Origin of the sequence: Streptomyces sp. NPDC007157 (assembly GCF_040634235.1) — a bacterium.
Classification (GTDB): domain Bacteria; phylum Actinomycetota; class Actinomycetes; order Streptomycetales; family Streptomycetaceae; genus Streptomyces.
In genome coordinates, this window is sequence record NZ_JBEYFE010000025.1 from 106,579 (window position 1) to 128,390 (window position 21,812).

Here is a 21,812-nt window from a genome sequence, read left to right on the forward strand (position 1 = left end):
GATGTTCAGCCCCGATGGCCCGAGTCTTCGCGAGCTCACCGTCCAGGCCCTGTCCTCGGTCGAGCGCGGCTACGACCTGCTGGCCCCGAAGTTCGACCACACCCCCTTCCGGACCCCGGACCAGGTCCTGGAGTCGGTCGCCAAGGCACTCACCCCGCTCGGCCCGTTCACGGACGGCCTCGACCTGTGCTGCGGCACCGGCGCCGGTCTGGACGTGCTGGCCCAGGTGTGCCGGAGCAGCGTCACCGGCGTCGACTTCAGCGCCGGCATGCTCGACATCGCCCGGCGGCTGCCCCCGCCCGACGGGCCGGACGTCCGCTGGGTGCGTGCGGACGCCCGGGCCCTGCCGTTCGGGCCTGCCGCCTTCGACCTGGTGGTCAGCTTCGGGGCGTTCGGGCACTTCCTGCCCCGGGAGCTGCCCGGCCTCTTCGGCCAGGTCCACTCGGCACTGCGGCCGGACGGCACCTTCGCCTTCCCGGTGCTGGCGCCGCCCCGCCCCACCGGCCTCGGGTTCTGGATGCTGCTCGGCTTCGACGCCGTCATGCGGGTGCGCAACGCCCTGTGGCGGCCGCCGTTCGTCATGTACTACCGGGCCTTCCGACTCGGCTCCGTGCTGGAGGAGTTGGAGCGGACGGGGTTCTCGGTGGAGCTGTGCGCGCTGCCCGAGTTCGGCCGGCGCGAGGACGACAGCCCGCGCGCCCGGCTCGTCGTGGCCAGGAAGGCCGGCGAAGGTCAGCCCGCGGCCGGGACCGTGAACTCGTAGACCAGCGTGTCCTGCTGGGCGTCCACCACCAGGTCGGTGATCTCCAGCGGGCGGGCGTACTGGTCGTGCACCCTGCGGGTCACCAGGACCGAGGCCGCGTCCGCGATCTGACTGATCGAGTCCCGGTGGTGCAGGGTGAGGCCGGCCTTGCGCATCCAGTCGTAGGCCCGGCGCAGTTGGGCGGCGGCCGTACCGTCGGCCCGGTCCCGGTAGCGGCCCAGTTCCTCGACCTCGGTCAGGGCGACGGCCGAGAAGGAGGTCACCGCGGTGCGCAGGGCGCGGCCGTCGGGGGAGGCGGACTCGTAGCGGTGGACCAGGGTCGGCCGGTGCGGGGCGAGGCCCAGGGCCGCCGCGTGCTGCGGCGGTGGTTCCTCCCAGGTCACCGTGGCCCGGTCGACCGCGCCGTGCTCCGTGGTCCCGGCGCCCACCGGGAACGCCAGGGAGACCGGGCTCTCCACCGGGCGTCCGTGCAGCATGGCGTGACTGCCGCGCCGGTCGGTGGCGACCAGGCCGCTGTGGCGCAGCACCTCCAGCGCCTGCCGGACGGTCTCCCGGCTGACGCCGAAGTGCTGTGCCAACTGTCTTTCCCCCGGCAGCCGTTCGCCCGGCGGGATGATACCGGCGCGCAGCTCGCCGAGCAGCTGTGTGGCGATCCGCCCGTACAGGGGCTGCCCTTCGCTGTCGGAGTGGTCGTGCGGGGTGGTGCGGGCCATGCCGCGCCTCCTGTTGGTGACAAGACGTAGCCGTGCGGGCTCATTGCGCGACCAGATCTAGCATTGGTCTAAACCATCAGGGAAGGGCGGCTCACAGGTTCGGCCGAAACCGAACCGGCCTCACAGGCTCGCGTAGAGGGCGGTCACCAGGGCCGTCTTCCGTGGATCATCCGCGATCCGTGGCCCCATCCGGTTCATCACGTACCCCAGCGAAACCCCCGCCTCCGGATCGGCCAGCCCGCACGAACCGCCGAACCCGTCGTGGCCGAATGCCCGTGGGTTCGGCCCGTAGGAGCCGTTCGCCCCACTCAGCCACAGGCCGAGCGCCACCTCGGTCTCGTGCTCGAAGCCCGCCCCGAGCACCAGGTCACGGCAGCTGCCCTGCCCCTCGCGCACCCGCTCGGCAGCCTCCGGCGACAGCAGGCGCAGGCCGCCGTACTCGCCCCGGCCCGCGAACACGCCGTACAGCGCGGCCACCGCCCGGGCCGTGCCGTGACCGTTGGCCGCCGGGATCTCGGCCGCCCGCCACTCCGGCGTGTTCGCCGCGGACGCACCCACCCCGGGGTTGGCCAGGGCCGCCACCGCGGCCGGCGCCAACTGGCTGAAGATCGCGGCCTGTTCGCTGGCGGACGTGACCCGTGGATGGTCCAGCACCGCGGCCCGCCCGGACTCCTTCTCCGGCAGCCCGATGCAGAAGTCGATGCCCAGCGGCCCGGTCACCTCCCGCTCCAGGAACGCCCCCGGCAGCAGCCCGGACACCCGGCGCACCACCTCGCCGACCAGGAAGCCGTAGGTGATCGCGTGGTACCCGGACCGGGTTCCCGGTTCCCACCAGGGCTCGGTCGCCGCCAGCCGGGCGGTCGTCAGCTCCCAGTCGTACAGCTGCTCGAGCGAGTGCGGCTCGCGCAGGCCGGACAGTCCGGCGCGGTGCGAGAGCAGATGCCGGACGAGGACCCGCTCCTTGCCCGCCGCCGCGAACTCGGGCCAGTAGTCGGCCACCGGCGCGTCGAGGTCCAGCAGCCCCCGGTCGGCCAGGATGTGCGCGCACAGGGCCACCGGCCCCTTGGTCGTCGACCAGACGTTCACCAGGGTGTCCCGCTCCCACGGCCGGTCGCGCGCCGGGTCGGCCCAGCCGCCCCACAGATCCACCACCGTCTCGCCGTCGACCGTCACCGCCACGGCGGCGCCCAGCTCCTCCCGGTCCCGGAAGTTCTCCTCGAAGGCCTCCCGCACCGCCGCGAAACGCGGCTCGCAGTGACCGTGGACCGGTGGCTCGTGCTCGGACATGCGTCCTCCGTCGTACGCCGGAAAACCCGGACCGCGACGCTGCGGCCCGGGCACCCTGAACGTACCGACTGGTCGGACTGGAGGGAAGGTCAGCGGAGGAAGAGACCCCCGGGCGGCTCCTGGTGGCCCTCCGAGGTGTGCCAGTAGTCGCGGCTCTCCACCGCCAGACCCCGCTCGTCGAAACGCACGAACACACACCCGGCCAGCGTGACCGCCGTGCCGCTCTCCTCGGAGAACACCTGGAACTCGGCCACCGCGACCCCGTCAGGTCCGACCAGGGGCGTGGAGAACCGCACGTCCGTCACCCGTTCCCCCTCGAACGACCAGCGCAGATACGCGGCGAGGGCGTCCCGGCCCCGGTGTGGTGCGCGGAACGGCATCGAGCGGTGCACGCACTCCTCGGCGTACAGGGCGAGCAGCGTCTCCACGTCGTGCGCGGCCCAGCCCCGCTCCCAGACCCGGACGAACCGTTCGGCGGCCTCGCGCGTGTCCATCTCCGGCACTCCTCCGTCTCTCAGGCGTAGGTGCGCAGCCAGCTCAGCTTCGCCGCCTCGTGGTACGGACCGCCGCCCTCGTGGTCGTTGAAGTCGTACACCTCGATCTCCTTGTCCTCGTGCGCCCAGGCGTTGAAGGCCGAGAACACCGTGGACGGCGGGCAGGTCTGGTCCTCCAGGGCCGCCGAGAACAGCGCCGGTGCCCGGCCGCGCGCCGCGAAGTGCACACCGTCGAAGTAGGACAGGGTGCGCAGGACGTCCGCCGAGCGGCCGCGGTGCGTCTTGAGGAACAGGGCGATCTCGCGGTACGGGTGACGGTCCGTCAGCGAGACGGAACGGGGGAAGTCGCACAGGAACGGCACGTCCGGCGCCACCGCGACCAGGTCCGGGACCAGGCCGCCGACCGCGATGGTGATCCCGCCGCCCTGGCTGGCGCCGAGCGCCACCGTCCGCGCCGCGTCGGTCAGCGGGTGCGAGCGTGCCGCCTCGATCGCCCGGACCGCGTCCGTGTACACCCGGCGGTAGTAGTAGTTCTCGGGCGCGTCGATGCCCCGCGTCATGAACCCGGGGAACGCCGGCGCGCCGCCCACCGGGTCGGCGGTGCCGCCCCCGCCGCCCCAGGCGCTGCCCTGGCCGCGGGTGTCCATCACGAAGTGCGCCCGCCCGGTCGACGCCCACAGCAGGTTCTCGTGCGCCAGGCCGCGCCCGCCGCCGTAGCCGATGAACTCGACGACCAGCGGCAGCGGTCCGGTGGCCCCGGCCGGCAACCGCAGCCAGCCCTTGACCGGGTGGCCGCCGAACCCGGCGAACGTCACGTCGTACACGTCGACCGTGGACAGTCCGGTGTCGACCGGCTCGAAGCGGGCGTCGAGATCGTGCTCGCGAGCCTCCTGAAGCGTCTTGGACCAGAAGGCGTCGAAGTCCTCGGGCGCCACCGACGCACTGCGGTGCTCACGGAGTTCCTCGAAGGGAAGGTCGAACAGAGCCATCAACAACCGCCTTTGGCGAAGGGATCGTGCAGATGATCACACCGTACGTCGGTCATCGGACGAGTCGCCAGGCTTCCGCACCGCCCGGCGCCTACCGTGACCCCATGCCCTCGGCCGTCGATCCGCTGGTCAGGGGCGCCAGGCTGCCAGTCGCCGACGGCGCCCGGGAGCTCTCTGGCGACCGGCCGCCGTCACAAGTGGTCGGGTCACCGCGCATGCGGATCCGGCGGATGCGGATGTGGGTGTGGATGCGGACGGCGGGGCAGGGGAACCTGCGAGGTGGGGATCTCCGGGGCCTCAGGCGCGGCCGCGGGTCCAGTCCGGGCCGGTGCGAGCCCACTCCTGTTCCCACTCGGCGAGCCGGTGCCGCAGCGCGACCCGGCGGACGACACCGTGGCCGAGCAGCACCACGGCCGCGGCGCCGCCCGCCCCGCACAGGCCCACGGTGACCGTGTGCTGCCAGACGGCGACCTCGTCGGGCGGCGGGGCGACACCGTGCCCCCGACGGTCGAACCACACCTCCACCGTGTCACCGGCCCGGGTCCCGGCCGGCACCCGGGCCAGGGCGGTCTTCGTCCCCTTGCCGGGTTCGGTCCAGCGGACGTCCGTCTGGTAGGCGTGCTCCCGGTCGCCGCCCTCCGCCGTCGGGAGCTGCTCCGGCGTGCTCCCGACGACCACCGCCCGGACCATGTGCCGCTCGGCCCGCTCCACCGTCGCCACCGCCCGCGCCCGCTCATGGGCCCACAGCCCCGCCACCGCCCCCACCAGGGGCGCACCCACGCACAACAGGACCGCCACGGCCAGCGCGATCCATGCCTCCACCAGGTCGGACCTGCGCCGCAGCGGGTTGTGCCGCCAGCGCCAGCCATGCACTCGGGTACGCATGTCGACCTCCTCGCCGCCACGGGAGCCGTAGGGCCGGACAGCCGGTCCGCAGCTCCCAGCGTGCCCCCCTTGCACGCGAGCGTCCACATCGATCTGTTACCCCGTACGGAGTACCTGGCCCACCTGCCGGAGCCACCAAGGCGACACCGGCCGAAGCGCACATTCCGCCACGCGCCGCATCCACGGCCCCGGCGCCCCGAGCCAACCGGTCCGTACGCCCCCCACCGGGCCGACCGGCAGGCCCCCCACCGGGCCGACCGGCAGGCCACCCACCAGCCCCTCCACCAGGCCGCCCGGCAGGCCCTCACCAGGCCGCTTTTTGGCCGACCCGCTCGATTCGGCCCAGGTCAGGACCTCGATCATTGCGGCCGTATGAACGATTCGAGGGCGCGGGAATAGCGGCCGGACGATCGTCCTTGGCCCAGAGTGCCGGTACCGGGACGCCGGTGACAGCATCCGAGAGCGAGGAAGAACGATGCCCAAGGCGTACGTCTACACCAGGCACGGCGGGCCCGAGACCGAGGCCTTCGCCGATGTGGACCGACCCGTTCCCGGCCCCGGTGAACTGCTGGTCGCGGTGCGGGCGGCGGGGGTCAACCCCGTCGACTGGAAGCTGCGCACCGGTTTCCGCCGCCCGGGCGAGGGCGAGGCGCGCTTCCCGGTCGTGCTCGGCAGCGAGGCCGCCGGCGTGGTGGAGGAGGTCGGCGAGGGCGTGACCGGGTTCGCGGTCGGCGACGAGGTCTTCGGCAACGCGCCCGCCGGCGCGTTCGCCGAGTACGCCCTGCTGACGGCGTCCGTGACGGCGCACAAGCCGGCCGCGCTGTCCTTCACCGACGCCGCCACCCTGCCGGTCGCCGCGGCCACCGCCTACGACGGGGTACGCCAGCTCGACCTGCCCGAGGGCGCGACCCTCCTGGTGACCGGCGCGGGCGGCGGAGTCGGCGCGGCGGCCGTGCAGATCGCCCGCGCCTGGGGGCTGCGGGTGGTGGGCCTGGCGAGCGCGGCCAAGAAGGACTTCGTCGAATCGCTCGGCGCCGTGCACGTGCCCTCCGGCCCCGGCCTGGCGGAGCGGGTGCGGGCCGCCGCGCCCCAGGGCGTGGACGCGGTCTACGACCTGGTCGGCGGCGAGGTGCTCGCCGAGGCGGCCGGCCTGCTCGCCGACCGCACCAAGCTGATCACCGCGGGCGCCGCCCCGGACACCGTCGCCGCGCTGGGCGGCAGCCGGGTCGAACGCGCCCGCACCGCGGCCGTCCTCGACGAGGTGGCCGAACTGGTCGTCGGCGGTGAGCTCGACCCGCATGTCTCGCGGACCTTCCCGCTCGACGAGGCAGGCCAGGCGCTGCGCACCGTCGAGGACGGGCACGCGCGCGGCAAGGTCGTGATCGAGGTCGCCGCATGAGCATCCCGGGTCCCCGCGAGGTCGCGCCGCACATCCTGGACAACCCCGCTCTCGCCTCACTCACCGGCCCGCACGCCTTCTTCGCCGAACGGCGCGGACGGATCCTGCGCTACCCGGTCGACGTCTCCCCGTGGCTGGCCCTGCCCGACGAGCCCGACGCCGACGACTGGGCCGATCTCGCCGCCCTGGCCGGGCCCGGCACGGAGGTCGGGCTGCCCGGCTACCGCGGCGACCTCCCGGACGGCTGGGAACTCACCATGAACATCGCGGGCGTGCAGCTGGTGGACGAGGGCATGGAGGCCGTCCCGGAGCCGCAGGCGATCCGCCTCGGCCCGGCCGACGTCCCCGAGATCCTCGACCTGATCGAACGCACCCGGCCGGGCCCCTTCCTGCCCCGCACCATCGAACTCGGCACCTATCTGGGCATCCGCCGGGAGGGCAGGCTGATCGCGATGGCGGGGGAGCGGCTGCACCCGCCGGGCTGGACCGAGATCAGCGCGGTCTGCACCGACCCGGCGTACCGGGGCGAGGGCCTGGCGACCCGGCTGATCCGCGCGGTCGCGTACGGCATCCGGGCCCGCGGTGAGACCCCGTTCCTGCACACCGGCGCGGGGAACACCACCGCGATCCGGCTGTACGAGTCCCTCGGCTTCCGGCTGCGCCGCCGTACCGCCTTCCTCGCGGCCCGGGTGCCGCAGACGTTCGGTCAGTCCTCGCCGGTGCCCGCCGACGCCCCGGCGTTGTAGCGCTCCAGGTATCCGGCGAACCTGACCAGGTCCTCCTCCGGCCAGTCCGCCAGCCGCTCCCGGAACGCGGCTCGGCGGCTGCCCGTGACCTGGGCCAGGATCTCCTGGCCTGCCGCCGTGAGATGCAGTACCTGGACCCGGTGGTCCTCCGGGTCCAGGCGCCGCTCGATCAGCCCCGCCCGCTCCAGCGCCCCCACCTGCCGGCTGACCGTCGACTTGTCCAGCGCGTAGTGCGCGGCGAGGTCGGTCGCCCGGCAGCCGCCGCGCTCCTCCAGATGCCCGAGGAGCGTGTACGACACCAGCGACAGCTCGGGATGCATGCGCCCGGCGGACGCCCGGGCCCGGCGCGCGAAGGCCGTCATCTCGCGCTGGATGGTCTCGACAGCCACCTCGGCCGCCGTCATGGGAGGACCTTCGACGGCGGTACCTGCCCCAGCAACACCCTCACGGGAATACCTCCTCCGACGTTCTAGTTGTATAGTACAACTTGAGCGTGAGTTGTATAAGCCAACTAGTTTGTTTCGGAAGGTTCCGGAAGATGTTCGGCCGGAAGATCCGGAAGATCCGGAAGATATGGAGGTCGTACGCGATGAGGTCACCGGCACTGCGCCACGTGCTCACGCACCTGATCACCCCGCTGCTGATGTGCCTGGGCATGGGACTGGCGTACCTGGGTGCGTTCGTCCACCCGGCGCCCCACCAGATGCCCGTCGCCGTGGTCGGCGCCGGACCGAAGGCGAAGGTGTTCGCGCAGACCGTCAAGGACACCGCGGGTGACCGGCTCGACGTCCGTACCGTCCCGACCCGCGCCGCGGCCGTCGACCTGCTGACGTCCCGGACCGTCACCGGCGCCTATGTGCCGAGCGCCAAGGCGCCCGAGCTGATCGTCGCCAGTGCCGCCTCCGACATGGACGCCACCGCCGTCGAGAAGGTCTTCACCCCCGTCGCCGCCCAGGAGGGTGCCCCGCTCAAGGTCACCGACGTGGCCCGGCCGGTCGCCGACGACCCCACCGGGCAGGGCCTGTTCTTCCTGCTCATCGCGGTGAGCATCGGCTCCTACGCCTCGGTCGCCGCCCTCGGAGCCGCCGGCGGCACGCTCCCCATGCGGATCCGCGCCCTGCTCGCGCTCGGCGTCTCCGCCGTCGTCAGCGGCATCGGCGCGCTGCTCGCCGGACCGGTGTTCCACCTGGCCCACCACGACCTGGCCGGCGTCTGGGGCATGGCCTGGCTCTACTCGGCGGGCATCCTGCTCATCGGCGTCGGTCTGCACACCTTCCTGAAGCGGTGGACCACGCTGGCCATGATGGTGCTCTTCGTGATGCTCAACTTCACCAGCTCCGGCGGGTTGTTCCGGCCCGACCTGCAGAACGGCTTCTTCGGCACCCTGCACGCCTTCTGGAACGGCGCCGGCTTCGTCGAGGGCGTCCGCAGCCTGCTGTACTTCGGCGACGACGGCCTGGGCCGCCACGTGTGGACCCTCGCGATCTGGCTGCTGGCCGGCCTCGCGGTCACCGCTCTCGCGGCGGCGTACGAGCGGGCCAAGGCCCCGGCCGCGCGCCTGGTCGTACCGGACTCGCCCGCCGGACTCACCGCGGAGGCGACCGAGGCCGAGGCGGAGGCGGAAGAGGAGGAAACGGTCGGCGTGTGACCGTCGGACCGGCGGCCGGATAGGCTCTTCGCGATGCCCTCACTCTCCGACACCACCGCCGTGGTCTCCGTGCTGCGCGCCGCCGGCTGCGTCTTCGCCGAGGACGAGGCGGACCTGATCCTCGCCACCGCCCGCACCCCGGACGAGCTGGCCACGATGGTGGACCGGCGCGCCGCCGGACAGCCCCTCGAACACGTCCTCGGCTGGGCCGGCTTCCACGGGCTGCGGGTGCTCGTGGAACCGGGCGTGTTCGTGCCCCGCCGCCGTACCGAGTTCCTGGTCGACCAGGCCCTGGCGCAGGCCCCGGACGCGTCCGTCGTCGTGGACCTGTGCTGCGGTTCCGGCGCGGTGGGCGCGGCCCTCGCCGCCGCCCTCGGGGACGCCGAACTGCACGCCGCCGACATCGAACCGGCCGCGGTCGACTGCGCGCGGCGCAACATCGCCCCCTACGGCGGACACGCACACCTCGGCGACCTGTTCGACGCGCTGCCCGCCGCCCTGCGCGGCCGGATCGGCATCCTCGCGGCCAATGTGCCCTACGTCCCCAGCGGTGAGGTCGGCCTGCTGCCCGCCGAGGCCCGCGACCACGAGCCGCTGGTCGCCCTCGACGGCGGCGGCGACGGCCTCGACGTGCTGCGCGGGGTCGCCGCCGGGGCGCCCGAGTGGCTCGCGCCCGGTGGCTGCGTCCTCGTCGAGACCAGCGAACGCCAGGCCGAGGCAGCCGTCGAGGCCTTCGCCCGGGCCGGCCTGACCGCCCGGCTCGCGGTGTCGGACGAGCTGTACGCCAACGTCGTGATCGGCGTACGGGACCAGGACTAGGTCGTCGCCCCGCTGTCCGAGGGGCTCGGGGACGGTGAGCGGTCGCCTGGGCGCTGCCACGGGCCGCCGTGGTCGTGCATACCGCCCCGGCGCGTGAAGTCCCCCGAGAAGGCGGCTGAGGCCGTCAGCTTGCCGTCGTCGCGGGTGCCGACCAGGAATGCCGTGGCGTCCTTCTTGAGCGAGTCGGCGTCGCCGCGCACCTTGACGTCCGAGCCCACGGTCCACGTCCACGACGTGCCGTCGTCGCTCTTCACGGTGACCTGGTCGTCGGCCACCTTCTCGACCGTGCCCCGCTGCCAGACCCGTACCACGTACTTGCCGGTGTCCGGGTCCTTGACGGTCGCCTCGCCGTGCACACCCATGCCGCCCATGCCGAACGGTCCGTGCCCGGGGCCGTGCCCGTCCGGGGCCGAGGGCGTCGACGGCGCACCCGAGGCCGCGAGCGGCGTGTCGGAGCCGTTCCCGCCGGAGCCGGCGGCGAACGCCGCGGTGCCGCCCAGCGCCAGTGCCCCGACGGCGAAGGCCACGGTCACGGCACGCGCGCGAGCCGGCTGCCGGCGCCACAGGTCGCGCACCCGCGCACCCGACGCGCGGTCCGGTCCCGGTCCGGCGAGCACTTCCCACCCCGGGTCGGCCTGCGGGGGATGGTCCGGCATCGGCGGGATCGACGGCTCGGTTCGGTCGCCGTCACGACGGTGTTCCTGCTCGGGTTCATGCGTCACGGCTCGCTCCCATCGGCGAACGGCACGCGGCACAGCCCTGCATGCCTGTGTGTGAATTGTCGTAGTTCGCCGATAAGGGCCCGGTAATCAGTTCCTGTGAATGCGACGAACCCGCGGGCGGCCGGCCCCGAGGCCGGCGACTTTTGCGGCTACGGCAGTTCCAGCGCCCGTGCGATGAGCAGCGCCACGTCGTCATGGTTGTCGGGGTGGTGCAGCTCCCGCAGCAGCAGGTCGCAGACCTCCTCCAGCGGGCGGGCGGGGTCGTCCAGGAGGGCCAGCAGCGCGTCCAGCCGCTCGTCCAGCGAGTGGCTGCGGGTCTCGACCAGACCGTCGGTGTAGAACACCAGCTCGTCGCCGGGCTCGAAATCCACGGTCGTGGTGGCGAAGGGGATCCCGCCGACGCCCAGCGGGACCCCGGTGGGCAGGTCGAGCAGTTCCGGCGGCCGGCCGGGGCGGACCCGGACCGGGGGCAGATGGCCGGCGTTGGCGATCCGGCACTGCCGCAGCCGCGGGTCGTGCACGGCGTACACGCAGGTCGCGATGGAGTGGTCGAGGCCGGAGGTGGTCTTGTCCAGGTGTTCCAGCAGGACGGCCGGGTCGAGGCCGAGGGAGGCCAGCGTGTTGGTCGCGGTGCGCAGCCGGCCCATCGTCGCGGCCGCGTTGATGCCGCTGCCCATCACGTCGCCCACCACCAGGGCCGTTCTGCCGCCGTCCAGCGGGATGACGTCGAACCAGTCGCCGCCCACCTCGACGGTGGCGCCGGCCGGCTGGTAGCGCGAGGCGACCTCCAGGCCGTTGGTGACCCTGGGGTGGGTGGGGAGCAGGCTGCGCTGGAGGGTGAGCGCCGTGGTGCGGGCGTTCTGGTACCAGCGGGCGTTGTCGATCTGCACGGCCGCGCGGGCGGCCAGTTCCCGGGCCAGCAGCAGATCGTCGTCGTCGAAGGGCGCCGGATTGCGGGTGCGCTTGAGTTCCAGGGCACCCAGTACCTCGCCGCGGGCGATCAGCGGCACGGCCAGGTACGAGTGCAGTCCGGCCCGGGCCAGCAGCTCGGCGGCCTCGGGGGAGCGGGCGATCCTCGGCAGGTCCTCGTCCTTGACCTGCGGCACCAGGACCGCCTCACCGGTCCGTACGCACTCGGTGACCAGCCGGTCCGGGGCGTACCGGGCGACCGTGCCCGGCGCGTCGGCCGCCTGCACCGCGTCCGCGTCCAGCTCCGCGCGCACGGCGAGAGCGCGGAGCATGGCCGGCTCGGCCGGTCCCAGCGTGCTGCGCCGGCCCTCGACCACCGTGTCCAGCAGGTCCACGACCGCCACGTCGGCCAGCTCCGGCACGGCGACGTCGGCCAGCTCGGCGGCGGTGCGTTCCAGGTCCAGGGTGGTGCCGATCCGGGTCGAGGCGTCGGCGATCACGGCCAGGCGCCGGCGCGCGTTCTCGGCCTCGACACCGGCCCGGTAGGGCTCGGTGATGTCCACCACCGAGGTCGCCACGCCCAGGACGTTGTTCAGCGCGTCCTCCAGCCGGTAGACCGACAGCGACCAGATGTGCTCCTCGTCCGGGTCGGCCGGCGTACTGCCCACCGCGGGCTGGTCGATCACCGGCTCGCCGGTCCGCAGCACCCGCAGGTACGCCGACTCCAGGGTGTCGGCATCCATGTGCGGCAGCACCTCGCGGAGCGTCCGCCCCACGTGCTCCTCGGCCGGGATCCCGTTGATCCGTTCCAGTGCCGGGTTGACCGAGACGAACCGCAGCTCCGTGTCGAGGACGGCCAGCCCGATCGGCGACTGCTTCACGATCCGCTCGGACAGCGCCACGTCCTGCTCCAGCCGGCGTACCGTCGACTGGTCGGCGGCCAGACCCAGCGCGAACACGTCGCCGTTGTCGTCCGTGAGCCGCATGTTGCGGAACTCCACCACATGGGTGGAGCCGTCCTTGTGCCGGATCGGGAAGCCGCCCGCCCAGCTCTGCCCGGTGCTCATCACGTCCGCGAACAGCTTGCCGACCAGACCGATGTGGCGTTCGTCCACCATCAGCCGGGCCGCGTACTGCCCGAGCGCCTCGTGGGCCGAGTAGCCGAACAACTCCTCGGCCTGGGGGCTCCACAGCACGATGCGCCCCTTGGCGTCCAGCACGACCGAGGCCATGCCGAGGACGTCGAGCAGCCCGCCCGGACGCACGGGTCCGCGCACCGGCTCCTCGCCCTCGGCCACTGACGCCTCGGCTGGACTCATCCCACGCACCGCCTTCGAACCTGCGCACGGCACGTCGTCCCCCGTGCCGACTCCCCTTGTTCTATCGCGCTCACACCCGACTCTCCGACGCCGCCGCCGACTTTTCCACCATCTCTCAACACGGCGGCTTCCGTGCGGCGAAACAACCACCGGTGCGGCAGGGGCGTGAGTTCACCTTCCCGTTCCGTCATTGGTCTGTACATGTCTGTCAGGGGCACGCCAGACTGACCGCCGCACGCGCGTCCCACCCCCCCCGAACCGAGGAGTACGCTTCCATGCCCGCGTCCACCCGGCAACGTTGTCGCGCAGGCCTGACCGCCCTGGTCGCCCTCGCCGCGGCCCTCGCCCTCTCGACCGGCCCGGCGTCCGCCGCCGACACCTGGACCGAGACCGGCTCCGACCGCGCCGACCCGCTCACCGAGAGTCAGGGCCTGACCTCGGTCGAGGTCCCCGCCAACAGCGCCAACCGCTACACCGGCGTCGGCACCATCCCGATCGGCGTCTCCAGCCGCGGCTGGAACCACGTCGGCGACCCCGACGAGTCGTACGACGGCTACTACGTCGAGCCGTACCAGGCCGACTCCGGCACCGCCAAGATGTACAGGGTGCAGGCTCCCGGCGGTGCCTGGTCGGAGTACGTGCACACGCTCGCCTCCGGCGAGGCCCTCAACAACTCCTGGGACGCGATCTCACCCGACGGCCAGTACATGCTCTCCGGCGAGTACGGCACGATGACCCGCTTCCTGGTCTTCCCCACGCCGGGCGCCAACAAGAGCACCTCGCCGTCCGCGAACCTCCCGCTGGCCTCCGTCGTCAACCTGGACCACGCCGTGCGTGACGTCCAGGGCTGCGACTTCTCCGGTGCGACCACGCTGCTGTGCTCCTCGGACGACCCGGACGGCAGCCTCTTCGGCTACACCAAGCCCCTGCTGCAGATCGACCTGTCCGCCCAGCCCGGGTCGAGCGACGTCACCGGCCATGTCACCGCGCTGCGCCAGCTCCCGCTGCGCAGCTCCTGCTCGGGCACCTTCGAGGCCGAGGGCATCGACTACGACCGGCGCACCGGCACCTTGCGCGTCATCGTGATGTCGCCCGGGTTCTGCATCCTCACCGACAGCAAGACGTACAAGTTCACCCGGGGCTGAGTTCCCGGCCCGGGCGGCGAACCGGGTTCTGCAGCACCTGGAAATCGGTGCTTTTCTGTTGGCATGGCGCGGTTCGCGGGGGAACCCGTGAGATCGCGCCATCGCCATGAGAGGAGCGATCACCATGGGTCCTGAGCGACTGCACGAGGAACCCGTCTCGCTTGAGATCAGCGGATGCAGCAAGGAAGACGCCCGGATCGTGTTCGACGCGCTGTGCCAGTGCTTCGAGTCCGACCGGGAGGCCGAGGACGTGCCCCAGCAGCTCCACGAGAGCCGCCCGATGGTGTGGCTCGGCACGTTCGAGGTCACCGACGCCCACGAGTGCACCCCGCCGCCCCGGCTCGCGGCCTCGGTCGAGGCCGACGCGCAGGGCGGCTACTGGGCGATCGACCGGCTCCGCATGACCCTCGACTCCCTGTTCACGGTGCGCAACCTGTCCTCCGCCTCGGGCGACCAGGAGAGGGAACTGCACGTCCTGCTCGAAAGTCGGTGATCGGTGATCTGTCCGGTGATCTGTCCGGTGATCTGAGACACGTAACCCCGGAGCCTTTGTGCAACTAGTTGCACAATCCGTGCGCGGTCCTCTAGAACTGGTGTGACGACACCGCGCACGGAGGCCCCGATGAGCCGTTACCCGCACCTGCTGAAACCCCTCGACCTGGGCTTCACCACCCTGCCCAACCGCGTGCTCATGGGCTCCATGCACGTGGGCCTGGAGGAGGCCGAGCGCGGCTTCGAGCGGATGGCGGAGTTCTACGCGGCCCGGGCCCGCGGGGGAGTGGGCCTCATCGTCACCGGCGGCATCGCGCCCAACGAGGAGGGCCGGCCGTACGAGGGCGGCGCCAAGCTCACCACGGAGGAAGAGGCCGGACAGCACCGCGCCGTCACCGAGGCCGTGCACCGCGAGGGCGGCCGGATCGCGATGCAGATCCTGCACTTCGGCCGTTACGCCTACCACCGGGACCTCGTCGCGCCCAGCCCGCTCCAGGCCCCGATCAGCCCCTTCCCGCCCCGTGAACTCACCGACGAGGACATCGAGCGGACCATCGACGACTACGTCCGTGCCGCCCGCCTCGCCCGGCAGGCCGGCTACGACGGCGTCGAGATCATGGGTTCCGAGGGCTACCTCGTCAACGAGTTCATCGCCGCCCGGACCAACCACCGCACCGACCGCTGGGGCGGGTCCTACGAGAACCGGATGCGGTTCCCCGTCGAGATCGTCCGGCGGGTGCGCGAGGCCGTCGGCACGGACTTCATCATCGTCTACCGGCTGTCCATGCTGGACCTGGTCCCGGGCGGTTCGTCCCTGGACGAGGTGATCACCCTCGCCCGGGCCGTCGAGGCCGCCGGGGCGACCATCATCAACACCGGCATCGGCTGGCACGAGGCCCGGATCCCCACCATCGCCACCTCGGTGCCGCGCGGCGCCTACACCTGGGTCACCAAGCGGCTGATGGGCGAGGTCGCCGTCCCGCTGGTCACCACCAACCGCATCAACACCCCGGAACTCGCCGAGGAGTTGCTCGCCGGAGGCGGCGCGGACATGGTCTCCGTGGCCCGCCCGATGCTCGCCGACCCCGACTTCGTCGCCAAGGCCGCGGCCGGCACGCCCGAGGCGATCAACACCTGCATCGGCTGCAACCAGGCCTGTCTCGACCACACCTTCAGCGGCAAGGTCACCTCCTGCCTGGTCAACCCGCGCGCCTGCCACGAGACCGAACTGGTCCTCGCCCCGACCCGGCGGCGCAAGCGCGTCGCGGTCGTCGGCGCGGGACCGGCCGGTCTCGCCTGCGCGGTCTCCGCCGCCGAACGCGGCCACCAGGTCACCCTGTTCGACGCGGCGGCCGAGATCGGCGGCCAGCTGAACGTGGCCCGCAAGGTCCCCGGCAAGCAGGAGTTCGACGAGACCCTGCGCTACTTCCGCCACCAGCTCGACGCCCACGGCGTGGACGTCCGCCTGAACACCACCGTCGAGCCCGAGGACGTCACCGGCTACGACGAGGTCGTGGTCGCCACCGGCGTCACCCCGCGCACGCCCGACATCCCGGGCGTCGACCACCCCCGTGTCCTGGGCTACCTCGACGTGCTGCGCGACGGCGCCCCCGTCGGCGACCGGGTCGCGATCCTCGGCGCCGGCGGCATCGGCTTCGACGTCGCCGAGTTCCTCACCGACGGCGGCGACAAGGCGAGCGAGGACCCGGCGACGTACTTCAGGCACTGGGGCGTCGACATGGACTACCGGGCCCCCGGCGGCCTCACCGCCCCCGAGCGCCCCGCGCCCCCGCGCACCGTCCACCTGCTCCAGCGCCGGACCGGCAAGGTCGGCGCCGGCCTCGGCAAGACCACCGGCTGGATCCACCGCGCCGAACTCAAGCACCGGGGCGTCACCATGGTCCCGGGCGTGCGGTACGACCGGATCGACGACGCCGGGCTGCATGTCACCGTCGACGGGGAGAGCACCGTCCTGGAGGTCGACACCGTGGTGCTGTGCACCGGGCAGGAACCGCGCCGGGACCTGTACGAGGAACTGGTCGCCGCCGGCCGCAGCGCGCACATCATCGGCGGTGCCGACGTCGCCGCCGAGCTGGACGCCAAGCGGGCCATCAAGCAGGGCACCGAGCTGGCGGCCGCCCTGTAGGGGCCGTCCCTAGGATGAGCCCATGTCACTCCCGCACGCGATCCTCACCGCCCTGCTAGAGAAGCCGTCGTCGGGGCTGGAGCTGACCCGCAGGTTCGACCGGTCGATCGGCTACTTCTGGTCGGCGACACACCAGCAGATCTATCGCGAGCTGGGAAAGCTGGAGGCCGAGGGCCACATCCGCACCCTGCCGGCCGAGCAGCCGGCCCGCGGGCAGAAGAAGAGCTACGAGGTGCTGCCCGCGGGACGCGCCGAACTGGCCCGCTGGACCGCCACCGCCCAGGACCCCAAGCCGCAGCGGGACGTGCTGCTGCTGCGGCTGCGCGCGGCGGCGGTGGTCGGCACCGCCGGACTCGAAGCCGATCTGCACCGCCATCTGGAGCTGCACCGACGCCAGTTGGCCGAGTACGAGGAGATCCAGCGGCGCGACTTCCCGCCGGGCAAGGACGCCCCCGAGGACCGGCTGCGGCACCTGGTGCTGCGGGCCGGCATCGACCTGGAGTCCTTCTGGACGCAGTGGCTCAGCCAGGCCGTGCGGGAGGTCGGCGAACTCCCGGAGGCCTGAGCGGGGTCAGAGCCGGTACGGCTTGGAGCGCTTGCGCAGGTACCAGCCGGTGGCGATGACGCCCGAGCCGACCAGCGCCGCGCCGATGCCCAGCGTGAGCGGGCCGTAGTCGCGGGCGGCACCGCCCAGACCGCCCATCACGCCCCGGGACGGCGCGGCCGAGCTGGTGGTCGTGGTGGAGGAGGTCGTCGGCGCCGCGGCGGTTCCGGAAACGATCACCGACTGGGTGCCCGCCGTACCGCCGTTGGAGCAGACGACGACCACCGTGTAGGTGCCCGGCGACACGCTCGACCAGGCGGCGGACTGGCTCACCGTGGTGCCCGCAAGGGCCGCCTGCCGCCCCTGGGCGAAGGCGGTCTGACCGCTGTTGAGCAGCGAGGCGTTGCCCCAGGTACCGCCGCTCTGCGTGCAGGCGCTGGTGACCACCGAGACCGTAGTGCCGGTGGTGCTCACCGAGATGCCCGAGAGCGCGGCCGACGGTCCGGCGAGCCAGGTCGGGAGCGCGGCGGCGGCCGCCAGGGTCAGGCCGGAGCGGAGGAGAAGTCGTGAGTTTCGCATGTGGCTGCCCTCCGGCGGCACGGTAGGCGGAACGTCCCTTGCGCCGCCGAGGATCGGAGACTCCCGTGCTGCCTCAGGGTCAGCCAAAGCTGCGCCGGACGGCGCCGCACCCGGGGGCGGCCGTCCAGGTGATCTATTCCTCCGTCCGGCTCAGACCGGACCGCGGTTCACGCCCCCGTCGTGACGGCGCGCCGCGCCGACCACCCTCCCCAGGTCCCGTCCGGCAGCCGCGCCCGCAGCCGCACATGGTGCAACACCCCATGGTCCCGCCCCACATAGAAGCTATAGGTCGAGTGGCCTTTGGGTGGCGTGCCGCCCCAGACCAGCGAGGTCGTCGTACCGCTGTCGAGCCGGATCTGGTACTCCGTGATCACCCCGTCCACGCGCGGCGGATCCCAGGCCAGGTCGAGGTAGTACGCCCCGCTCTCCTCATGGCTCCTGGCCGTGAACCCGGTCGGCGCGGTGTTCCGGCCGTCGTCGCTGCCAGGCGTGGTCAGACGCACCGCCCCGCCCGCCGGCGAGAGGTTGTCGGCCGCGTCCCGGGCCCGGACGGTGAACACATAGCGCGTACCCGGCCGCAGCCCCATGACCACGGTCGCGGTCTGGTCTCCGCCCACACTGTGGATCTTCGCACCGCCCTGGTAGATGTCGTACGACACCACCGCCCGGTCGTCCTTCGCGGCGTCCCAGGACAGCTGCACCGCACGGCTGCCCACGGCCCGGCCGCTCGGGTGCGCCGGCCGGGTCGGCGCCGAACGGTCCGCCGCGACCACCGCCGGAGTCGTCGCCCGCACCGCGCGGCTGCGCGGGCCGAGGCTGCCGTCGTCGCCCCGCGCCCGGACGGTGAACGCATACATGGTGGACGGCCTGAGCCTGGTGACGTCCACCATGTGCTGTGACCCCGGCACTTCACTGACTTTCGTGGTGCCGCGATATACCTCGTATCCGTGGATGCCCGAGCCGGCCGGCAACGCGTTCCACATCACATGCACGCTCGTCGCGCTCCCGGCCGCCGCGGTGACCCCCGTCGGGGCGCCGGGCAGCCGGCCGCTTTCGCCGTCGGCGGTCCCGCCCCAGCCACAGGACGTCATGAACAGCAGGGCGCAGACCAGGACGACAACTCGGCGCACGGTTCCGCCTCCCCGGGGACGGCAGGACGGCAAAGGTCCGGACCAATATGGCCTGCCGGGATGCGGACATCAAGAGGGCCGTGTTGCAGACAGCGGGCGAGAGTTACGTATGCTGAGGGCTCTACGGCCGAACTTCCCGAGAGCGTAGGGGAGTTCGCGCCCGTGGCGCGGAACGCTGTCGTCGCTGATCCCGCGCCGACGCGGGCGGCCGGGGCGACTGGGCTGACACCGGCTCAGCGCCCCGGCCCCTGACGGGTTCTCACGGAGTGTCACTTCGTTGCTCCGTACGGCCCTGTACGGCCCCCTCTTCCTGGCCCGGCCGCCCCGCCCCCACCACATTGGTCCGGTTGACTCCATGTCCCCCACGGAGAGGGTCCCTCATCGTGCGTCTCCAGACGCTGACGCTGGCCACGGCCGGCGCCGCCCTGCTCGCCCCGACCACCCTGCCCGCGCCCGCCGCCTCGCTCACCGCCCCCGGAGCCCGGCACCGGATCACCGCCACCGACCTGATGGGCCGGGTGCGCGACTGCGCCGAGGTCTCCAAGGACCGCTATCGCACCGACGCCGGAACCGCCGCCACCGTCCCCGTGTGCGGCACCGACCAGGCCGTCTTCTGGGAGGCCGACCTCGACATCGACTGCGACGGCCAGGTCACCGCGCACTGCAACCGCACCGCCGACCCGGCGTTCTCCGCCGCCACCGCCTTCCAGCAGTCCGACGGCAGCCACCTCAACGCCGAGACGCTGCCCTACGTCGTCGTACCGGGCCCCAGCAGCCGTTGGGACTTCCGGAAGTCCGGCATCAAGGGCGGTGCGGTCGCCGCCGTGATCTACAAGGACCGGGTGCAGTACGCGGTCGTCGGCGACACCGGACCGACCGACATCATCGGCGAGGCGTCGTACGCCACCGCGAAGGGCCTGGGTGTGAACCCCGACCCACGTGTCGGCGGGGTGCCGTCCGGTGTCACCTACATCGTCTTCAAGGACTCCGCGGTCGAACCCATCGAGGACGGCGACGCGGCGCAGGCGGAGGGGGAGCGCTTGGCGGCGCTGTTCGCCGAGGGCGGCTGACCGGCCGCCCCCGACAGGAGGTCGGCGTCTCCGCCCGCACGGTGTGGCGCTGCTTGCCGAGCAAGGAGGGCTCCCTGGGGGCGGCGGAACGGATCAGGAGCCGTTGTCGCGGTACACGGTGGACGCATCGGTCCTGCCAGGACGCCGTGTCGCCCCCGCCCTCGCCGGTCGGCTGACCGTACGCCTGTGGGGCCCGGCGCCGTACACCGGCGCCGGGCCCCACGGCAGGACTTCAGCTCCTCAGGAGGACGGCCCCCAGTCGACGGGGCCGGTCGTGAAGGAGTCCGGGGAGGTCAGCGGCAGGTTCACGAACGACGCGGCCCACGGAGAGCGTTCGACCGTGTAGGTCCCGCCCGCCAGATCGGCCTGCTCCTGCGGGGTGGGCATGAGCGAGGCGTGGAAATCGGCCGGCGGCAGGCTGTTGACGACGATCTGGATGCGGTGACCGACCGGGATCCGGGTGAGGTTCGACAGCAGCGAGATGTCGTAGCGCGTGGTCCTGCCGGGCACCACCGCGTGTGGGCCGCCCAGTCGACGAGTTCGGCCCCGTCCTTGCCCTGGCGGCCGCCGAACCAGTCGAGTCGGCCACCGGAGGCGCCGGTGCCGCGTACCGCGGAGGCCACGTGGATGTAGCCGTGCCGCACGAAGTAGTCACCGGTGCCGGTCGGGTCGGAGCGGGATCCGGGAGCGACGGTGTGGCGGCGCAACGCGGCAACCCCTCGGACGCTGCCGGACCGGCGCCTCCGAGGGGTTTGCTTTCAGCCCGCTCGGGGGGCCGGGACCACCGCGCTACCAGGGCCGTTCGGCGGATCGGATCGGCTGCGGGAACGGGCGTTTCCGGGCGGTGAGGGCAGGTGGGGTGAGGTGAGGTGCGGAAGTGAGGGACCGGCGGCAGCACTGACGTGAGCCGCGGGCAGCAACGACGTGAGCCGCGGGCGGCACCGCCATGAGCCGCCGGACCCCCAGGCGTCGTCAGACCTTGCGGTAGGAGTACGCCTCCGCGGCGGCCGCCTCCACGGCGCCGAGGTCCGCTCCGGCGGCCGCCGTCACGACCGCGGCGACCGCGCCCTCGACGAACGGGGCGTCCACCAGGCGGGTGCCGTCCGGGAGTTCGTCGCCCTCGGCGAGCAGCGCCTTCACCGTGAGCACCGCGCTGCCCAGGTCGGTGAGGACGGCGACGCCCGCGCCCCGGTCCACGGACGCGGCGGCGGCCGCGATCAGCTCCGCGCTGGTGCCGAGCCCACCGCCCTCGGTGCCGCCCGCAGCGGCGACCGGTACCGCCGTACCGCCGCCCGCCAGGCCCTTGGCCAGCTCGGCGACGGAGGCGGCGACCTCCGCGCTGTGCGACACCAGCACGATCCCGACCAGCTTGTCGTCACTCACCGGCTGCCTCCTGAAGTCCCGCGACGAGCAGCGCCGACGAGGTGGCCCCCGGGTCCTGGTGACCGATGCTGCGCTCCCCGAGATAGCTCGCCCGGCCCTTGCGGGCCTGCAGCGGTGTGGTCGCCAGGGCACCTTCCTCGGCGGCGGCCCGCGCCGCGCCGAAGCCGTCCCCGAGCGCGTCCACGGCCGGCACCAGGGCGTCGATCATCGTCTTGTCGCCGGGCGCCGCCCCGCCGAGCGCCATGACCTTGTCCACCCCGGCCCGCAGTGCTTCGGCGAGCTGAGCCTCGCTGACCTCGGCCGCGTCGCCGAGCGCCTTGCCGGTACTGCGCAGCAGCGTGCCGTACAGCGGCCCCGACGCGCCGCCGACCGTGGAGATCAGCCGGCGCCCGGCGAGCGTCAGCACGGCACCCGGGGTGTCGGGCGCCTCCTCCGCGAGCGCGGCCACCACCGCCCTGAACCCGCGTTGGAGGTTGCTGCCGTGGTCGGCGTCCCCGATGGGGGAGTCGAGGGCCGTGAGCCGCTCGGCCTCGCGGTCGACGGAGGAGGCGGTCGCCGCCATCCAGCGGCGGAAGAAGTCGGCGTCGAGCACGGGATCTCCTTGCGTTGCGGTACGGGCGCGGGTCGCTG

22 protein-coding genes and 2 pseudogenes are annotated in these 21,812 nt (G+C 72.9%); 10 read left to right on the forward strand and 14 right to left on the reverse strand.

What is annotated here, in order from left to right:
• The first annotated feature begins 1 nt into the window (after position 1).
• The gene (locus ABZ642_RS35500; protein WP_360491942.1) at positions 2 to 763 is read left to right on the forward strand and encodes a methyltransferase domain-containing protein; all 762 of its coding nucleotides are present in this window, start codon (positions 2 to 4) and stop codon (positions 761 to 763) included.
• Here ABZ642_RS35500 and ABZ642_RS35505 read toward each other — a convergent pair.
• From ABZ642_RS35505 to ABZ642_RS35525, 5 genes are all read right to left on the reverse strand, one after another.
• Positions 733 to 1,476, reverse strand: a complete 744-nt coding sequence (locus ABZ642_RS35505; protein WP_360491945.1) for a GntR family transcriptional regulator — start codon at positions 1,474 to 1,476, stop codon at positions 733 to 735. The genes ABZ642_RS35500 and ABZ642_RS35505 overlap by 31 nt on opposite strands.
• A gap of 120 nt (positions 1,477 to 1,596) precedes the next feature.
• Complete coding sequence (locus tag ABZ642_RS35510; protein WP_360491948.1) at positions 1,597 to 2,763, reverse strand: serine hydrolase domain-containing protein; 1,167 nt, start codon at positions 2,761 to 2,763, stop codon at positions 1,597 to 1,599.
• Positions 2,764 to 2,852: 89 nt separating this feature from the next.
• Positions 2,853 to 3,257 carry a nuclear transport factor 2 family protein gene (locus ABZ642_RS35515; protein WP_360491951.1) on the reverse strand — a complete coding sequence of 135 codons (405 nt, stop codon included), beginning with the start codon at positions 3,255 to 3,257 and terminating at the stop codon, positions 2,853 to 2,855.
• Positions 3,258 to 3,277: 20 nt separating this feature from the next.
• The gene (locus ABZ642_RS35520) at positions 3,278 to 4,246 is read right to left on the reverse strand and encodes an acetylxylan esterase (RefSeq protein WP_360491954.1); all 969 of its coding nucleotides are present in this window, start codon (positions 4,244 to 4,246) and stop codon (positions 3,278 to 3,280) included.
• A 297-nt stretch (positions 4,247 to 4,543) separates the two neighbouring features.
• Positions 4,544 to 5,131 (reverse strand): DUF3592 domain-containing protein, encoded by a 588-nt coding sequence (locus ABZ642_RS35525; RefSeq protein WP_360491958.1) that lies wholly within the window; start codon positions 5,129 to 5,131, stop codon positions 4,544 to 4,546.
• 475 nt (positions 5,132 to 5,606) lie between these two features.
• On the opposite strand from ABZ642_RS35525, the gene ABZ642_RS35530 reads away from it, so the two are divergent.
• The gene (locus tag ABZ642_RS35530; RefSeq protein ID WP_360491961.1) at positions 5,607 to 6,530 is read left to right on the forward strand and encodes an NADP-dependent oxidoreductase; all 924 of its coding nucleotides are present in this window, start codon (positions 5,607 to 5,609) and stop codon (positions 6,528 to 6,530) included.
• Positions 6,527 to 7,276, forward strand: a complete 750-nt coding sequence (locus ABZ642_RS35535; protein ID WP_360491964.1) for a GNAT family N-acetyltransferase — start codon at positions 6,527 to 6,529, stop codon at positions 7,274 to 7,276. Before ABZ642_RS35530 ends, ABZ642_RS35535 begins: the two co-directional genes overlap by 4 nt.
• On the opposite strand, the gene ABZ642_RS35540 is transcribed toward ABZ642_RS35535, so the two are convergent.
• The gene (locus ABZ642_RS35540; protein WP_360491967.1) at positions 7,237 to 7,680 is read right to left on the reverse strand and encodes a MarR family winged helix-turn-helix transcriptional regulator; all 444 of its coding nucleotides are present in this window, start codon (positions 7,678 to 7,680) and stop codon (positions 7,237 to 7,239) included. The two genes, ABZ642_RS35535 and ABZ642_RS35540, sit on opposite strands and share 40 nt — an antisense overlap.
• Positions 7,681 to 7,865: 185 nt before the next feature.
• On the opposite strand from ABZ642_RS35540, the gene ABZ642_RS35545 reads away from it, so the two are divergent.
• Both ABZ642_RS35545 and ABZ642_RS35550 read left to right on the forward strand, forming a co-directional pair.
• A complete protein-coding gene (locus ABZ642_RS35545; protein WP_360491970.1) occupies positions 7,866 to 8,924 on the forward strand; it encodes a hypothetical protein in 1,059 nt (352 codons plus the stop codon).
• A gap of 33 nt (positions 8,925 to 8,957) precedes the next feature.
• Entirely contained in the window at positions 8,958 to 9,743 is a 786-nt protein-coding gene (locus ABZ642_RS35550) for a putative protein N(5)-glutamine methyltransferase (RefSeq protein ID WP_360491973.1), read from the forward strand.
• Here the strand turns inward: ABZ642_RS35550 and ABZ642_RS35555 are convergent.
• Positions 9,740 to 10,465: a hypothetical protein gene (locus ABZ642_RS35555; RefSeq protein ID WP_360491976.1), complete on the reverse strand. Its 726-nt coding sequence runs from the start codon at positions 10,463 to 10,465 to the stop codon at positions 9,740 to 9,742. The genes ABZ642_RS35550 and ABZ642_RS35555 overlap by 4 nt on opposite strands.
• Before the next feature lie 149 nt (positions 10,466 to 10,614).
• Entirely contained in the window at positions 10,615 to 12,693 is a 2,079-nt protein-coding gene (locus ABZ642_RS35560) for a SpoIIE family protein phosphatase (RefSeq protein ID WP_360491979.1), read from the reverse strand.
• Positions 12,694 to 12,968: 275 nt separating this feature from the next.
• On the opposite strand from ABZ642_RS35560, the gene ABZ642_RS35565 reads away from it, so the two are divergent.
• The 4 genes from ABZ642_RS35565 (at position 12,969) to ABZ642_RS35580 (ending at position 17,041) form a co-directional block, all read left to right on the forward strand.
• Complete coding sequence (locus ABZ642_RS35565) at positions 12,969 to 13,838, forward strand: hypothetical protein (protein WP_360491982.1); 870 nt, start codon at positions 12,969 to 12,971, stop codon at positions 13,836 to 13,838.
• A 124-nt stretch (positions 13,839 to 13,962) separates the two neighbouring features.
• A complete protein-coding gene (locus ABZ642_RS35570) occupies positions 13,963 to 14,331 on the forward strand; it encodes a hypothetical protein (RefSeq protein WP_360491985.1) in 369 nt (122 codons plus the stop codon).
• Positions 14,332 to 14,460: 129 nt separating this feature from the next.
• Positions 14,461 to 16,476, forward strand: coding sequence for an NADPH-dependent 2,4-dienoyl-CoA reductase (locus ABZ642_RS35575; RefSeq protein WP_360491987.1), 2,016 nt, complete (start codon positions 14,461 to 14,463; stop codon positions 16,474 to 16,476).
• Positions 16,477 to 16,498: 22 nt separating this feature from the next.
• Positions 16,499 to 17,041, forward strand: a complete 543-nt coding sequence (locus ABZ642_RS35580; RefSeq protein WP_360491990.1) for a PadR family transcriptional regulator — start codon at positions 16,499 to 16,501, stop codon at positions 17,039 to 17,041.
• 6 nt (positions 17,042 to 17,047) lie between these two features.
• Here ABZ642_RS35580 and ABZ642_RS35585 read toward each other — a convergent pair whose 3' ends face one another.
• The gene (locus tag ABZ642_RS35585) at positions 17,048 to 17,599 is read right to left on the reverse strand and encodes a hypothetical protein (RefSeq protein WP_360491993.1); all 552 of its coding nucleotides are present in this window, start codon (positions 17,597 to 17,599) and stop codon (positions 17,048 to 17,050) included.
• A gap of 167 nt (positions 17,600 to 17,766) precedes the next feature.
• Positions 17,767 to 18,729, reverse strand: coding sequence for a fibronectin type III domain-containing protein (locus ABZ642_RS35590; protein WP_360491996.1), 963 nt, complete (start codon positions 18,727 to 18,729; stop codon positions 17,767 to 17,769).
• Between the two features lie 383 nt (positions 18,730 to 19,112).
• On the opposite strand from ABZ642_RS35590, the gene ABZ642_RS35595 reads away from it, so the two are divergent.
• A complete protein-coding gene (locus ABZ642_RS35595; RefSeq protein WP_360491999.1) occupies positions 19,113 to 19,799 on the forward strand; it encodes a glycoside hydrolase family 75 protein in 687 nt (228 codons plus the stop codon).
• A gap of 240 nt (positions 19,800 to 20,039) precedes the next feature.
• Here ABZ642_RS35595 and ABZ642_RS35600 read toward each other — a convergent pair.
• The 4 genes and pseudogenes from ABZ642_RS35600 to dhaL all read right to left on the reverse strand — a co-directional run.
• Positions 20,040 to 20,390, reverse strand: a pseudogene (locus tag ABZ642_RS35600) (hypothetical protein); the annotation flags it as partial.
• Positions 20,363 to 20,443: pseudogene (locus ABZ642_RS35605) on the reverse strand (hypothetical protein); the annotation flags it as partial. The pseudogenes ABZ642_RS35600 and ABZ642_RS35605, both read right to left, overlap by 28 nt.
• Positions 20,444 to 20,771: 328 nt before the next feature.
• Positions 20,772 to 21,182 (reverse strand): PTS fructose transporter subunit IIA, encoded by a 411-nt coding sequence (locus tag ABZ642_RS35610; protein WP_360492002.1) that lies wholly within the window; start codon positions 21,180 to 21,182, stop codon positions 20,772 to 20,774.
• On the reverse strand, positions 21,175 to 21,774 hold the full coding sequence (gene dhaL, locus ABZ642_RS35615; protein WP_360492005.1) for a dihydroxyacetone kinase subunit DhaL: 600 nt from the start codon (positions 21,772 to 21,774) through the stop codon (positions 21,175 to 21,177). The genes ABZ642_RS35610 and dhaL overlap by 8 nt, the downstream gene beginning before the upstream one ends.
• Positions 21,775 to 21,812 lie beyond the last annotated feature (38 nt).

Coding starts and splice junctions, on each gene's coding strand:
- ABZ642_RS35570 (WP_360491985.1), top strand. CDS start 13,963: ATGGGTCCTGAGCGACTGCACGAGGAACCCGTCTCGCTTGAGATCAGC.
- ABZ642_RS35560 (WP_360491979.1), bottom strand. CDS start 12,693: ATGAGTCCAGCCGAGGCGTCAGTGGCCGAGGGCGAGGAGCCGGTGCGC.
- ABZ642_RS35520 (WP_360491954.1), bottom strand. CDS start 4,246: ATGGCTCTGTTCGACCTTCCCTTCGAGGAACTCCGTGAGCACCGCAGT.
- ABZ642_RS35535 (WP_360491964.1), top strand. CDS start 6,527: ATGAGCATCCCGGGTCCCCGCGAGGTCGCGCCGCACATCCTGGACAAC.
- ABZ642_RS35580 (WP_360491990.1), top strand. CDS start 16,499: ATGTCACTCCCGCACGCGATCCTCACCGCCCTGCTAGAGAAGCCGTCG.
- ABZ642_RS35505 (WP_360491945.1), bottom strand. CDS start 1,476: ATGGCCCGCACCACCCCGCACGACCACTCCGACAGCGAAGGGCAGCCC.
- ABZ642_RS35575 (WP_360491987.1), top strand. CDS start 14,461: ATGAGCCGTTACCCGCACCTGCTGAAACCCCTCGACCTGGGCTTCACC.
- ABZ642_RS35530 (WP_360491961.1), top strand. CDS start 5,607: ATGCCCAAGGCGTACGTCTACACCAGGCACGGCGGGCCCGAGACCGAG.
- ABZ642_RS35540 (WP_360491967.1), bottom strand. CDS start 7,680: ATGACGGCGGCCGAGGTGGCTGTCGAGACCATCCAGCGCGAGATGACG.
- ABZ642_RS35515 (WP_360491951.1), bottom strand. CDS start 3,257: ATGGACACGCGCGAGGCCGCCGAACGGTTCGTCCGGGTCTGGGAGCGG.
- ABZ642_RS35510 (WP_360491948.1), bottom strand. CDS start 2,763: ATGTCCGAGCACGAGCCACCGGTCCACGGTCACTGCGAGCCGCGTTTC.
- ABZ642_RS35545 (WP_360491970.1), top strand. CDS start 7,866: ATGAGGTCACCGGCACTGCGCCACGTGCTCACGCACCTGATCACCCCG.
- ABZ642_RS35585 (WP_360491993.1), bottom strand. CDS start 17,599: ATGCGAAACTCACGACTTCTCCTCCGCTCCGGCCTGACCCTGGCGGCC.
- ABZ642_RS35525 (WP_360491958.1), bottom strand. CDS start 5,131: ATGCGTACCCGAGTGCATGGCTGGCGCTGGCGGCACAACCCGCTGCGG.
- ABZ642_RS35500 (WP_360491942.1), top strand. CDS start 2: ATGTTCAGCCCCGATGGCCCGAGTCTTCGCGAGCTCACCGTCCAGGCC.
- ABZ642_RS35550 (WP_360491973.1), top strand. CDS start 8,958: ATGCCCTCACTCTCCGACACCACCGCCGTGGTCTCCGTGCTGCGCGCC.
- ABZ642_RS35565 (WP_360491982.1), top strand. CDS start 12,969: ATGCCCGCGTCCACCCGGCAACGTTGTCGCGCAGGCCTGACCGCCCTG.